Origin of the sequence: Moritella sp. 24 (assembly GCF_018219155.1) — a bacterium.
GTDB lineage: Bacteria > Pseudomonadota > Gammaproteobacteria > Enterobacterales > Moritellaceae > Moritella.
In genome coordinates this window covers 307,062-322,077 of the sequence record NZ_CP056123.1, presented here as the reverse complement: position 1 = coordinate 322,077, position 15,016 = coordinate 307,062, and the positions used below count along the sequence as shown (strand labels likewise).

The following is a 15,016-nucleotide window of genomic DNA, read 5'->3' as shown; positions in this document are numbered from 1 at the left end:
CTTCGTCCATTAAGACAACCCAGCCTTCAACAGTTCCCCCATAACCACGTTATTTAAAATCGATAACACAATCAAAGTCTTTATCAATACATAGTTACTCCATTCAATCCGCTACAACACCATATTGTACGATTGATTTAAATCAAAATTTAACGGAATAATCACTACGAAGCTAAAGCATATTAAATTGCATAAAGCCCATATTAGTCGCCAGTAAAGTCACACCACAATGAATATTTACGCATCTAAATCAAATAATAAATTAATACTGTTTTAACTCACCTCTCTTCCCGCCTTATTACTATGAGCTTAATCGAACAACTGACTAAGTTTGCCTCGGTTATACGCATTTTTAATTAATTGAATAATTTTGCACTTATTTAAACAAAATATCCTAAACCTGTAAAAATCAGCATAATCATAAACTTAAGTATGATCAGTATTTATTAAATATGTGATCATTTAGTAATTAAATAAAGGTAATCATCATTACAATCCTCATCAAATCAGTCTTATTTTTAATTTAGGTTAAGGCAATGAAAATACACTACTTTATTTATGCTCACAGATTATCTCCCACACCATAATTGCTCACATTTTTATATGTAACACCATATTAATATGACACATAGCAAGGATAAAAAATGACAACTTCACAGGTAACTAATACGGATAAAAGTAATTTTTTTGCTAATTTAAAATTCCCTTCAGCCTACACCATCTTATTTGCACTTATTGCTGTTGTAGCCTTAATGACTTGGATCGTACCAGCAGGCCAATACGATCGAGTAATGAATGATGACATCGGTAAAGAAGTACCAATAACAGGTACATACCACGCTGTTGAAAATAACCCTCAAGGTTTTGTTGATGTAGTTCTCGCTCCTATCGATGGCTTTTATGATCACAATACCTATGCTGCAGCGGCAATTGATGTTTCCCTTTTCATTCTTATTATTGGTGGCTTTCTTGGGCTTGTAACAAAAACGGGCGCAATTGATGCGGGTATTGAGCGTGTAACGACTCGCTTAAATGGTCGGGAAGAATTGATGATCCCAATTCTAATGGCGCTTTTTGCTGCTGGCGGTACTATTTACGGTATGGCAGAAGAGTCATTACCATTTTATTCACTCATCGTCCCCGTCATGCTTGCAGCTCGCTTTGATTCAGTGGTAGGCGCAGCAACCGTACTATTAGGCGCTGGTATTGGTGTAATCGGTTCGACCATTAACCCATTTGCAACAGTGATTGCATCTAATACTGCTGGTATCCCGTTTACTGATGGCATGTTCTTACGTATCGCGACCTTAGCTATCGGTTGGTTAATCTGCGTAATCTACGTAATGCGTTACGCTAAGAAAATCAAAGCGGACCCGTCAAAATCGATTATGTTTGATAAACATCAAGAGCATATGGATCATTTCTTAGGAAATAAATCAGATGAGAAATTAGAATTTACAACAACGCGTAAACTCATCCTCTCTATCTTCGTCGCTTCTTTTGCAATCATGATTTATGGTGTTGCAGTAGCAGGTTGGTGGATGGCTGAAATTTCAGGTCTATTCTTAGTATCAGCCATTATCACAGGCCTCGTCGCTAGAATGAGTGAAGAAGAACTAACATCAAGTTTCATTGATGGAGCTCGCGATCTACTTGGCGTTGCACTTATTGTTGGTATTGCTCGTGGTATTGTCGTGATCATGGACCGAGGTATGATCACTGATACTATTCTCAACTCAGCTGAAATAGCGATCTCTGGTTTATCTGGTATTGTCTTTATCAATGTCATGTATTGGATTGAAGTATTACTTTCATTCTTAGTGCCATCGACATCTGGATTAGCTGTTTTAACTATGCCTATTATGTCTCCATTAGCTGATTTTGCTTCTGTTAGTCGAGATTTAGTTGTAACAGCATTCCAATCTGCTTCAGGTATTGTGAACTTAATAACCCCAACTTCAGCAGTGGTTATGGGTGGTCTTGCGATTGCCAAAGTACCTTATGTTCGTTGGTTAAAATGGGTAGCACCACTCATCGCAACACTCACTATTTTAGTGATGGCGATGCTCAGTATTGGCGTCATCCTATCTTAATTTAAAGTTAACATAATTAGTTTCATTGATAACTAAATACCTTTCCTATCTCAAGGAAGGGTATTTTTTTACCTATATTTCTTTGCTCTATAGCCTCCCTCAGTTCTTTGCAATTCATTTATAACGACTGTAGCTCTTACCATTAATAGCCTCATACCTCGTATTTAGCGTCACAACACCCACTATAAATTTAAGAACTAATATTGGCTCTATTAATCTTAAGTAATCCCACAAAAATGCATGTTAAAATACAGAATAAGACTCATTTCATACTTCAAATTACACGCCACAATCGACCTCAATATCGCGAAGCTAACAGAGAATATCGCCTTATTATAAAAACAATAAAAACAACAAGATATAAAGCAATAATAAGTCTAAATAAAAACATGATCTAACTAGCAAATTACCAACGAAAAAACACCTACCCATTTAGATATATAATCACTACAACTGCATAAATTTTAACGATTAAAATAATTATTTAAAATCACCTAAAAACAAAGATTAGCAAACACTTAAAAATCAAAAGCTTAATTTGAAAAATAAGCAGAACAAGCCATGGACAATCATAATCGCCACAATGACCAGGCATAATAAATAGATTCAAATCAATAAGTTACATACCATTAACAATATAAAAACGTGACCAAGATCGAAGCTTGGCAGAACCTATATCGTATACTGCACACATCAACTTAAAGCACTAAATAGCAACAATAAAATTTAAACTTTCACATAATTAATAGTATTTCATAAACGCTTTAGCGAAGGATAAGATTATGAGTAAATTATATGTAGGTTCTGAAGTCGGTCAATTACGTCGCGTTCTAGTTCACCGCCCAAGACGCTCACTAAGCCACTTAACACCATCTAACTGCCACGACTTATTATTTGATGACGTGCTAGCTGTGGAACGTGCAGGTAAAGAGCATGATGTGTTTACAAAAACATTACGTGATCAAGGCGTAGAAGTGTTACTGCTAACTGACCTTCTTGCTGATACGTTAGCCATTCCAGAAGCTAAAGAATGGTTGTTAACGAGTCAAGTATCTAATTACCGCTTAGGTGCGACATTTGCTAACGACGTACGCTGCTACCTAGGTGATTTACCAAACATCGACCTTGCTAAAATTTTAACTGGTGGCTTGTCCTATGCTGAAATGCCAATGAAATCATCTTCTATGATGCAAGGCATGCACGCTCCAACAGACTTCATCATTGAACCACTACCAAATCACTTATTTACTCGTGATACGTCTTGCTGGGTATATGGTGGCGTATCTATTAACCCAATGGCTAAAATGGCTCGCCAACGTGAAACCAACCACGTTCGTGCTATCTACCGCTGGCACCCAATATTCGCAGGTGCCGATTTCGTTAAGTACTACGGCCATGAAGAAAAAATGTATGACAACTCAACAATCGAAGGCGGCGACGTTCTCGTTATTGGTAAAGGTTCAGTCCTTATTGGTATGTCTGAGCGTACAACCCCACAAGGTGTTGAACAACTAGCATCAGGCCTATTCAAAAGCGGTCAAGCTAAACAAATTATTGCAATGCAACTTCCTAAACACCGTTCTTGTATGCACTTAGATACAGTAATGACACACCTACGTGAAGATACATTCTCAGTTTACCCTGAGGTTGTAAGCAAAGACGTACAGTGCTGGAACCTAACAGGTGATGAGTCAGGCGCCGTTAACGTAAAAGAAGAAGGTTACTTCGTGACAGCTATCGAGAAAGCACTCGGGGTCGGTCAACTAAACCTAATCACAACTGGCGGTGATAGCTTCACTGCAGAACGTGAACAATGGAATGATGCAAACAACGTACTAACGGTGAAACCTGGTGTCGTCATTGGTTACGAAGGTAACTCTCACACTAACGAAAAATACGATAAAGCAGGTATCACTGTTCTGCCTATTCCAGGCGATGAACTTGGCCGTGGCCGCGGTGGCGCTCGCTGCATGAGCTGCCCAATTGAACGTGACGGTATCTAATAATTTAATTCACTGAGATAAATCATTATGACTAAAAAAACTGTTGTTGTGGCACTAGGTGGGAACGCTCTATTACGTCGTGGCGAACCACTAGAAGCTCAGATTCAACGTCAAAACATCGCAACGGCAGCCCAAGCCATTGCTGAAATAGCTAAAGAATATAATGTTGTACTCGTGCATGGTAACGGCCCTCAAGTTGGTTTACTGGCACTACAAGGGTTGGAATACAAAGCTGTAAGCCCTTATCCACTTGATGTTTTAGGCTCTGAAACACAAGGTATGATTGGTTACATTTTAATGCAGGAACTTAAAAATATACTGCCTAAACAGAATGTATCTTGCTTACTAACGCAGATGAGTGTTGATCCCAATGATCCTGCATTTGCAGACCCAACAAAACCGATTGGTCCAGTTTATGCGGAAAAAGAAGCGCGTGAATTAGCAGAAAAACATAACTGGATTATCAAGCCTGACGGAGAATATTTCCGTCGTGTAGTACCGAGTCCACAACCGACAGGCATTATTGAAAATGATGCAATTACGGCTTTAATTCAACAACAACACTTGGTCATCTGTACTGGCGGTGGCGGCATTCCAGTAAGAAGTGAAAATGGCAAATTGGTCGGTGTAGAAGCCGTTATCGATAAAGATATGTCAGCTGCTTATCTCGCCAGACAACTCAAAGCAGACGCGTTATTAATTCTAACAGATGCGGACGCTGTATTTATTGATTGGGGTAAACCAACTCAAACAGCACTACGTTCAACGACCCCCTTTGAGCTAGCACAACATAGCTTCGATGCAGGCTCTATGGGACCAAAAATTGAGGCTTCTTGTGAGTTCATTAAACAAGGTGGCAAGTTTGTCGGAATCGGCGCTTTAGATGCAGGATTACGCATCTTGAAAGGCCAAGCTGGTACCAACATAACAGCAGATTAATTCGTTTCAATATATCAAGAATATTCGCGGCTACATAGCCTATGCAGTAGCCGCCAACCTAATTATAAAAAGGATAACATTATGTCTTTCAATCTACGTAACCGTAACTTCTTAAAATTACTTGATTTCACTCCACGCGAAATCCAGCACATGCTTGAATTATCTGCAGAATTAAAAAAAGCAAAATATAACGGTTATGAACAACCTCTTTTAACAGGTAAAAATATTGCGCTTATTTTTGAAAAAAGCTCTACCCGTACTCGCTGTGCATTTGAAGTCGCAGCTCATGATCAAGGCGCAAACGTATCATATTTAGGCCCATCAGGATCTCAGATTGGTCATAAAGAATCGATGAAAGACACAGCTCGAGTATTAGGCCGTATGTATGATGGCATCGAATACCGCGGATTTGGACAAGAAATCGTTGAAGAGCTTGGTGCTCACGCAGGTGTTCCAGTATGGAATGGCTTAACAACTGAATTCCATCCAACACAAATTCTTGCTGACTTCTTAACAATGCAAGAGCATGCACTGGGTAAACAGTTACACGAAATCTCTTTTGCTTACCTTGGTGATGCACAAAATAACATGGGTAACTCGCTACTAGTTGGCGCAGCTAAAATGGGTATGGATATTCGCCTTGTTGCTCCAGAAGCTTTCTGGCCAGATGCTGAACTTGTTGCACAATGTCGTGAAATTGCAATGGAAACAGGCGCAAAAATCACACTAACTGAAGATGTCCAAGAAGGTGTGCAAGGCTGTGATTTCCTTTATACCGATGTTTGGGTGTCTATGGGTGAATCAAAAGATGCATGGGATGAGCGCGTACGTATGATGACGCCATACCAAGTAAATATGGATATGATCAAAAAAACCGGCAATCCACACGTTAAATTCATGCACTGCTTACCAGCATTCCACAATGATGAAACAACAGTTGGTGCTGAAGTTGCTGAAAAATATGACATGAAAGGACTTGAAGTTACGGAAGAAGTTTTTGAATCAAAACACTCTATTGTTTTTGACGAAGCAGAAAACCGTATGCACACAATTAAGGCTGTAATGGTAGCAACACTAGGTCAATAAGTTTGACTAAATAATAAAATAAACATGCGTAGCTAATTATTAGGTACGCATGTTTAACATCCGCTGATTAGCACTGTATTTTACCCATTAAGGAAGGATTATGAGCAGACAACCCCAATATAGCGACCCATTAAATCAATTAGAGCTCATGCTATTAGTTAATTATTAAAAGTTTTCTTTAAACAAGAAAACTTTTTTTTGTCTGTTTTTTACCGAATAAGATTAAACCCTTGTTTTTATAATCGTATCTAAAGGAAGAAGAAGCATGAATAATACGTTATTTAAAAAGCATATCATTTCCATTCCAGAACTTGATCGAAACGACCTAGAACTGATTGTCTCTACAGCAGGTGAATTGAAAGAGACACCAAATCCAACGTTGCTAAAAGATAAAGTTATTGCAAGTTGTTTCTTTGAACCATCAACACGTACCCGCTTATCTTTTGAGACTGCAGTACAACGCTTGGGTGGCACCGTGATTGGTTTTGATAATGCAGGGAACACGTCATTAACCAAAAAAGGTGAAACACTCTCCGATTCTGTACAAGTTATTTCTTCTTATGTTGATGCATTTATTATGCGTCATCCAAAAGAAGGGGCAGCCCGTCTCGCTTCAGAGTTTTCTCATAACGCCCCCGTTATCAATGGTGGTGATGGTTCAAATCAGCATCCTACGCAAACATTATTAGACTTATTTAGTATTTATGAAACGCAAGGAAGTTTAGATAATCTAAACATCGCATTAGTCGGCGACTTAAAATATGGCCGTACCGTACACTCTCTTACTCAAGCATTAGCCAAATTTAATAACACCAATTTCTTCTTCATCTCACCAGATATTCTCGCAATGCCTGACTATATATTGCAAGAATTAGACAGCGCAGGTATTAATTACAGCTTACATAACGATATAGAAAGCGTGATCAATGATTTAGATATCTTATACATGACTCGAGTACAAAAAGAGCGATTTGATGAGTCTGAATATGCGCACATGAAAGCTACATTTATTTTAACAGCAAACATGCTTGCCAATGCGCGTGACAACCTTAAAGTACTTCATCCTTTACCTCGTATTGACGAAATCACAATAGATGTGGATAAAACTAAGTATGCTTACTACTTCCAACAAGCAGAGAATGGCGTTTATGCCCGCGAAGCATTACTTTCACTTGTACTGAATGAACAATTTTAACCGGAGAATGTCTGATGCTAAATAAATATAAATTACAAGTTGAAGCCATTGAGAATGGATGTGTCATTGACCATATTCCGGCTAATGTTGGTATCAAAATACTAAAGTTATTTAATTTTGATAACAATAATCAACGAATTACAATTGGTTTAAACTTACCGTCACCCGCTTTAGGACACAAAGATTTAATTAAAATTGAAAATGTTTTTCTCAGTGAGTTACAAGCAAATCAACTGGCGCTATATGCACCCGATGCCACTGTAAATAAAATTGAGGATTACGTCGTATCAGGAAAGCTGAAACTCTCATTGCCAAATATTATTACGGCTGTTTTTTCTTGCCCAAACAGTAACTGTATTACGCATAATGAACCTGTTGAAAGTAGTTTCAATGTTATTGCTAATAGTAACCCGCTACAGCTTAAGTGTAAGTATTGTGAAAAGGCATTTTCACGGAAAATCATGAGTGAGTGTAATTAAGATAACAGATCAGTAAAATATCTATTGTTAGATAATATGGTCAACAACATATAATAAGCCCCTTTTCAGTATAGCCAGCTAAGCTATCTGGATATGGGGCTAATTTAAAGTACTAATAACCCTATATTTAGCGTTAAAGAATTTTAATTATCGCTACACAACTCTTACTAATCTGATTAATATCACAAAACAATACTACCTATGAGGTACAATATTATTTCAGTTAATAGCTAAAACTCAAATAGTGAATGAAACTATGAATAACTTAACACACGATTCCTCTTGCGAAGACATGGTAGCAGAGTGTAAACGCCTTCTACGTATTGAACGTTTATCAACGCAAAGTGAAATTCGAAATAAGCTAATTGAGCGAGGCTATAACAACATCAATCAGTCTACGATATCACGTATGTTAACGCGCTTAGATATTGTTAAAGTCACAGATGCTTATGGTAAGAAAATATACCAATTACCGATTCAAGATCAGAATTCGTATACTGATACATCGACAAAAATTATATTCATCACGCATAACACTGACGTCGTCGTGATTAAAACTCAGCCCGGATGTGCACAATTAATTGCTCGTTTACTTGACCTTGATCTCAACCCTAATCCTGAAGTTTTAGGCATTATTGCTGGTAACGATATGGTTTTAGTCGCCCCAAAAAGTATTCATAATATTGAAGAATGCGAATGTATTATTAAACATAGCCTTAACTACATCGTAAATTGAGATTTATCAGATCAGTAATAAAGTAATAGAGTAATAGAGTAATAGAGTAATAGAGTAATAGAGTAATAGAGTAATAGAGCAATATGAAAACATTGAGGTAAATAAAAACCAGCCGCAAGCTGGTTTTTTATTGTCTTACTTATCGTCGTAATCAGTTCTATCACGTGATTCCACTGAATTTTAGACACAAAAAAGCCGATACCATTTCTGGTATCGGCTCTCTCTAATTTGGCGCTTGGCGATGCCCTACTCTCACATGGGGAAGCCCCACACTACCATCGGCGTTATTACGTTTCACTACTGAGTTCGGAATGGGATCAGGTGGTACCGTAACACTATGGTCACCAAGCAAATCTAGTTTGCTTTCAAGTTGTATCTCTAAAATCTGAAAAGCTATAAATAAAGAAGTCTTTAAAACCTATCTTTCGATAAATAGTAGTGTTCAATCTATTCTTAAGTCGATTATTTCAATTAATCATACTTTAATTTGTATGGTTAAGCCTCACGGGTAATTAGTACAAGTTAGCTCAATGCCTCACAGCACTTACACACCTTGCCTATCAACGTTGTAGTCTCCAACGGCCCTTCAGGGGACTTAAAGTCCCAGTGAGAACTCATCTCGAGGCCTGCTTCCCGCTTAGATGCTTTCAGCGGTTATCAGTTCCGAACTTAGCTACCGGGCAATGCTATTGGCATAACAACCCGAACACCAGTGGTTCGTCCACTCCGGTCCTCTCGTACTAGGAGCAGCTCCTCTCAATTCTCAAACGCCCACGGCAGATAGGGACCGAACTGTCTCACGACGTTCTAAACCCAGCTCGCGTACCACTTTAAATGGCGAACAGCCATACCCTTGGGACCAACTTCAGCCCCAGGATGTGATGAGCCGACATCGAGGTGCCAAACACCGCCGTCGATATGAACTCTTGGGCGGTATCAGCCTGTTATCCCCGGAGTACCTTTTATCCGTTGAGCGATGGCCCTTCCATTCAGAACCACCGGATCACTAAGACCTACTTTCGTACCTGCTCGACGTGTCTGTCTCGCAGTTAAGCTGGCTTATGCCTTTGCACTAACCACATGATGTCCAACCATGTTTAGCCAACCTTCGTGCTCCTCCGTTACTCTTTGGGAGGAGACCGCCCCAGTCAAACTACCCACCAGACACTGTCCGCAACCCCGATAAGGGGCCTACGTTAGAACATCAAACGTACAAGGGTGGTATTTCAAGATAGACTCCACATCATCTAGCGACAATGTTTCACAGTCTCCCACCTATCCTACACATGTAGGTTCAATGTTCAGTGCCAAGCTATAGTAAAGGTTCACGGGGTCTTTCCGTCTAGCCGCGGGTACACTGCATCTTAACAGCGATTTCAATTTCACTGAGTCTCGGGTGGAGACAGCGTGGCCATCATTACGCCATTCGTGCAGGTCGGAACTTACCCGACAAGGAATTTCGCTACCTTAGGACCGTTATAGTTACGGCCGCCGTTTACCGGGGCTTCGATCATGAGCTTCGACCTAAGTCTAACCCAATCAATTAACCTTCCGGCACCGGGCAGGCGTCACACCGTATACGTCATCTTTCGATTTTGCACAGTGCTGTGTTTTTAATAAACAGTTGCAGCCACCATTTCTCTGCGACCAACAATAGCTTACGGAGCAAGTCCTTCACCATCATTGGCGTACCTTCTCCCGAAGTTACGGTACCATTTTGCCTAGTTCCTTCACCCGAGTTCTCTCAAGCGCCTTAGTATTCTCTACCTAACCACCTGTGTCGGTTTGGGGTACGATTCTCTTATATCTGAAGCTTAGAGGTTTTTCCTGGAAGCCGGGTATCAACTACTTCATCTCCGTAGAGACTCGTCATCAGTTCTCAGCCTTAATGTATTCCCGGATTTGCCTAAGAATACAGCCTACAACCTTAAACATGGACAACCATCGCCATGCTAGCCTAACCTTCTCCGTCACCCCATCGCAATATAAGTGAGTACTGGAATATTAACCAGTTTCCCATCGACTACGCCTTTCGGCCTCGCCTTAGGGGTCGACTCACCCTGCCCCGATTAACGTTGGACAGGAACCCTTGGTCTTTCGGCGTGGAGGTTTTTCACCCCCATTATCGTTACTCATGTCAACATTCGCACTTCTGATACCTCCAGCAAGCTTCTCAACTCACCTTCAACGGCTTACAGAACGCTCCTCTACCATGCAAGAACAAGTCTTGCATCCGTAGCTTCGGTGGTATGTTTAGCCCCGTTAAATCTTCCGCGCAGACCGACTCGACCAGTGAGCTATTACGCTTTCTTTAAAAGATGGCTGCTTCTAAGCCAACTTCCTGGCTGTCTGAGCCTTTCCACATCGTTTCCCACTTAACATACACTTTGGGACCTTAGCTGACGGTCTGGGTTGTTTCCCTTTCCACGACGGACGTTAGCACCCGCCGTGTGTCTCCCGCGATTGAACTTATTGGTATTCGGAGTTTGCAAAGGGTTGGTAAGTCGGGATGACCCCCTAGCCTTAACAGTGCTCTACCCCCAATAGTTAGACGCGAGGCGCTACCTAAATAGCTTTCGAGGAGAACCAGCTATCTCCCGGTTTGATTGGCCTTTCACCCCCAGCCACAAGTCATCCGCTAATTTTTCAACATTAGTCGGTTCGGTCCTCCAGTTGATGTTACTCAACCTTCAACCTGCCCATGGCTAGATCACCGGGTTTCGGGTCTAATCCCAGCAACTATTCGCGCAGTTAACACTCGGTTTCCCTACGGCTCCGCTATTCGCTTAACCTTGCTACTGAAATTAAGTCGTTGACCCATTATACAAAAGGTACGCAGTCACAGAACAAGTCTGCTCCCACTGCTTGTACGTATACGGTTTCAGGTTCTATTTCACTCCCCTCACAGGGGTTCTTTTCGCCTTTCCCTCACGGTACTGGTTCACTATCGGTCAGTCAGTAGTATTTAGCCTTGGAAGATGGTCCTCCCATATTCAAACAGCATATCACGTGTGCCGTCCTACTCGATTTCACAGTAAGGTCGTTTTCATGTACGGGACTATCACCCTGTATCGTGAAACTTTCCAGAATCTTCCACTAACTTCCAAACTGCTTAAGGGCTAGACCCCGTTCGCTCGCCGCTACTAAGGGTATCTCTATTGATTTCTTTTCCTCGGGGTACTTAGATGTTTCAGTTCTCCCGGTTCGCTTCGTAACGCTATGTATTCACGTTACGATACTCTACAAAGTAGAGTGGGTTCCCCCATTCGGAAATCTGTGGATTAACGCTTTTTATCAACTCCCCACAGCTTAACGCAGATTAACACGTCCTTCATCGCCTCTGACTGCCTAGGCATCCACCGTATACGCTTAGTCACTTAACCATACAATCTAAAGTCGACCGTACAATTGAAATAACTAGGTATTATCTAGTTTTTTTCGCCTCAAGAATACTCAAGAACACTATATTGTTATTACCTAAGTAATAACGTGTTTTAAGAACTTCTTTATTTATTCAGCTTTCCAAATTTTTAAAGAGCAATTTGCTAAAAAGCAAAGATAAGCGTTGCTTATCTTTACTCTCTAACGTCTTTAACGTTTTCTATTCAAGCAATTTGTGTGGGCACTTACAAAAATTAACAACTTTACGTAAGGAGGTGATCCAGCCCCAGGTTCCCCTAGGGCTACCTTGTTACGACTTCACCCCAGTCATGAACCACACCGTGGTCATCGCCCTCCCGAAGGTTAAGCTAATGACTTCTGGTGCAGCCCACTCCCATGGTGTGACGGGCGGTGTGTACAAGGCCCGGGAACGTATTCACCGTGACATTCTGATTCACGATTACTAGCGATTCCGACTTCATGGGGTCGAGTTGCAGACCCCAATCCGGACTACGACGCACTTTATGGGATTCGCTTACCATCGCTGGTTTGCAGCCCTTTGTATGCGCCATTGTAGCACGTGTGTAGCCCTACTCGTAAGGGCCATGATGACTTGACGTCGTCCCCACCTTCCTCCGGTTTATCACCGGCAGTCTCCTTAGAGTTCCCACCATTACGTGCTGGCAAATAAGGATAAGGGTTGCGCTCGTTGCGGGACTTAACCCAACATTTCACAACACGAGCTGACGACAGCCATGCAGCACCTGTCTCATAGTTCCCGAAGGCACCAATTCATCTCTGAAAAGTTCTATGGATGTCAAGAGTAGGTAAGGTTCTTCGCGTTGCATCGAATTAAACCACATGCTCCACCGCTTGTGCGGGCCCCCGTCAATTCATTTGAGTTTTAACCTTGCGGCCGTACTCCCCAGGCGGTCTACTTAATGCGTTAGCTTAAGAGCCCAGTTCTCAAGGAACCAAACTCCGAGTAGACATCGTTTACGGCGTGGACTACCGGGGTATCTAATCCCGTTTGCTACCCACGCTTTCGCATCTGAGCGTCAGTTACTTGCCAGGTGGCCGCCTTCGCCACTGGTATTCCTTCAGATCTCTACGCATTTCACCGCTACACCTGAAATTCTACCACCCTCTCAAGAACTCTAGTTTGCCAGTTCGAAATGCAGTTCCCAGGTTGAGCCCGGGGCTTTCACATCTCGCTTAACAAACCGCCTGCATGCGCTTTACGCCCAGTAATTCCGATTAACGCTTGCACCCTCCGTATTACCGCGGCTGCTGGCACGGAGTTAGCCGGTGCTTCTTCTGCGAGTAACGTCACAGTAAGCAGTTATTAACTACTTACCTTTCCTCCTCGCTGAAAGTACTTTACAACCCGAAGGCCTTCTTCATACACGCGGTATGGCTGCATCAGAGTTTCCTCCATTGTGCAATATTCCCCACTGCTGCCTCCCGTAGGAGTCTGGACCGTGTCTCAGTTCCAGTGTGGCTGATCATCCTCTCAGACCAGCTAGGGATCGTCGCCTTGGTGAGCTCTTACCTCACCAACAAGCTAATCCCACTTGGGCTCATCTAGTCGCGAGAGCTTTCAAGAAGAGGCCCCCTTTCACCCGTAGGTCGTATGCGGTATTAGCAGTCGTTTCCAACTGTTGTCCCCCTCGACTAGGCAGATTCCCAAGCATTACTCACCCGTCCGCCGCTCGACGCCAGAATAGCAAGCTATTCTTCGTTTCCGCTCGACTTGCATGTGTTAAGCCTACCGCCAGCGTTCAATCTGAGCCATGATCAAACTCTTCAATTAAAGTTTTTTGACTGACTGCCTAAGCAGTCAAGTCGGCTCAATGAATTCTGTACTTCAACAACAAACCGAGGTTTGTTGTTTATAAAACCAAACCTTTCGATTTAATTTAATGTTCATAATTACATTGATATAATTTTTGGTCATTATATCTCTGTAAGTACTCACACAGATTGCTTGAATAAATTGTTAAAGAGCGTTGACCTTGACGTCTTGCGTCGTAGTCAGGCTGCGTATAATACGCAAACCAATTTTGAAGTCAAGCACATATTATGCTTTATTCCGGAAGCTTAAAAAGTAACCTAAGTCGTTTTTAAACACCTTAACTTAGCGGCTGTTGCCGTGTCAGTGAGCTCGCATTATAGAGATAAGGATAAACTTGGCAAGTTTTATATGAAGTAATTAATAGCACCGATGAAAACGTATGATAATCAAACATACTATGCGTATTTAATGTGAAGAAGTCCTGATAGAAAGAAATAGAGGTGATTATTTAGACAATAATCACCTCTATATACATACAAACTCAATTAAAAAGATGCACAGCTAAAATAAGGCTGCTTATTTATAGCTCAGCTTCATCAGATTTAATCTGACGTATATAAAGATATACGGTATGTTTTGAAATATTAAGCTTATCTGCAACCATATTGATCGCATCTTTAATGTCAAAGATACCCTGCTGGTGCAGAGAAATTACAATATGCTTATTTTTTGCATTATTCGCAATGTCTGTACGATTATTAATATCAGTAATCGTCTCTTCTACAGAACGGTCAACAAGCTCTTCAACTGTTGTTGCAAAATTCTCTGAAGACAGTTCAGTTTCCCTTGTTTCAGGTGTAGGTAATAACTCCTGAACAAAATCAATAAACGACGCACCAATATTTATATTGATACAGATTAAACCAATCGTTCTTTCAGAACGGTTTTTGATCGCGATCGTCATAGAACGCATCATCTGTCCGTCTTTTGTCTGTGTAAAGTACGCTTTAGAACATTGCTTATTCTGTGCCGATATATCTTGCAACATCTTTAATGCTAGATCGGTAATCGGTGAACCTTCAACTCGACCTGTATTAAAACCATTTTCAATTTTAATAACAGAACGGTCTACACTATCCAATGAGTGCAGGATCACTTCACATTGCTTACCAAATAAAGTTGCAATACCTTCAATAACACCATCATAAGATCTTAAAAGACGGTGGTCTTCTTCCGTAAACGTGTATGAACTTGTCAATTCATTCTCAATATTATCTAATTCAAGTAGCACAACTATCCCTCGTCTATA

The 15,016-nt window shown here is 41.1% G+C and carries 8 protein-coding genes and 3 rRNA genes; 7 read left to right on the top strand and 4 right to left on the bottom strand.

The annotated features are described in order from the left end of the window. Window positions 1-644: 644 nt before the first annotated feature. From HWV00_RS01460 to HWV00_RS01430, 7 genes are all read left to right on the top strand, one after another. Window positions 645-2,093, top strand: a complete 1,449-nt coding sequence (locus HWV00_RS01460) for a YfcC family protein (protein WP_211684388.1) — start codon at window positions 645-647, stop codon at window positions 2,091-2,093. Window positions 2,094-2,875: 782 nt separating this feature from the next. Then, window positions 2,876-4,096: an arginine deiminase gene (gene arcA / locus HWV00_RS01455; protein ID WP_211684387.1), complete on the top strand. Its 1,221-nt coding sequence runs from the start codon at window positions 2,876-2,878 to the stop codon at window positions 4,094-4,096. Window positions 4,097-4,123: 27 nt separating this feature from the next. Beyond that, window positions 4,124-5,035 carry a carbamate kinase gene (gene arcC / locus HWV00_RS01450; protein WP_211684386.1) on the top strand — a complete coding sequence of 304 codons (912 nt, stop codon included), beginning with the start codon at window positions 4,124-4,126 and terminating at the stop codon, window positions 5,033-5,035. Between the two features lie 81 nt (window positions 5,036-5,116). Beyond that, window positions 5,117-6,121, top strand: coding sequence for an ornithine carbamoyltransferase (gene argF / locus HWV00_RS01445; RefSeq protein ID WP_211684385.1), 1,005 nt, complete (start codon window positions 5,117-5,119; stop codon window positions 6,119-6,121). A 265-nt stretch (window positions 6,122-6,386) separates the two neighbouring features. Next, complete coding sequence (pyrB, locus tag HWV00_RS01440) at window positions 6,387-7,316, top strand: aspartate carbamoyltransferase (RefSeq protein ID WP_211684384.1); 930 nt, start codon at window positions 6,387-6,389, stop codon at window positions 7,314-7,316. Window positions 7,317-7,330: 14 nt separating this feature from the next. Beyond that, window positions 7,331-7,795, top strand: a complete 465-nt coding sequence (pyrI, locus tag HWV00_RS01435; RefSeq protein WP_211684383.1) for an aspartate carbamoyltransferase regulatory subunit — start codon at window positions 7,331-7,333, stop codon at window positions 7,793-7,795. Window positions 7,796-8,051: 256 nt separating this feature from the next. Further along, entirely contained in the window at window positions 8,052-8,531 is a 480-nt protein-coding gene (locus HWV00_RS01430) for an ArgR family transcriptional regulator (RefSeq protein WP_211684382.1), read from the top strand. A 233-nt stretch (window positions 8,532-8,764) separates the two neighbouring features. Here HWV00_RS01430 and rrf read toward each other — a convergent pair. The 4 genes from rrf to HWV00_RS01410 all read right to left on the bottom strand — a co-directional run bounded on the left by rrf (window position 8,765) and on the right by HWV00_RS01410 (window position 14,998). Continuing rightward, window positions 8,765-8,880: ribosomal RNA gene (gene rrf / locus HWV00_RS01425) — 5S ribosomal RNA — on the bottom strand. Window positions 8,881-9,022: 142 nt separating this feature from the next. Then, window positions 9,023-11,914: ribosomal RNA gene (locus HWV00_RS01420) — 23S ribosomal RNA — on the bottom strand. A gap of 266 nt (window positions 11,915-12,180) precedes the next feature. After that, window positions 12,181-13,725 (bottom strand): 16S ribosomal RNA (locus HWV00_RS01415). The 16S, 23S and 5S rRNA genes sit together here, the layout of an rRNA operon. Window positions 13,726-14,287: 562 nt before the next feature. Then, window positions 14,288-14,998, bottom strand: a complete 711-nt coding sequence (locus HWV00_RS01410; protein WP_211684381.1) for a transcriptional regulator — start codon at window positions 14,996-14,998, stop codon at window positions 14,288-14,290. Window positions 14,999-15,016 lie beyond the last annotated feature (18 nt).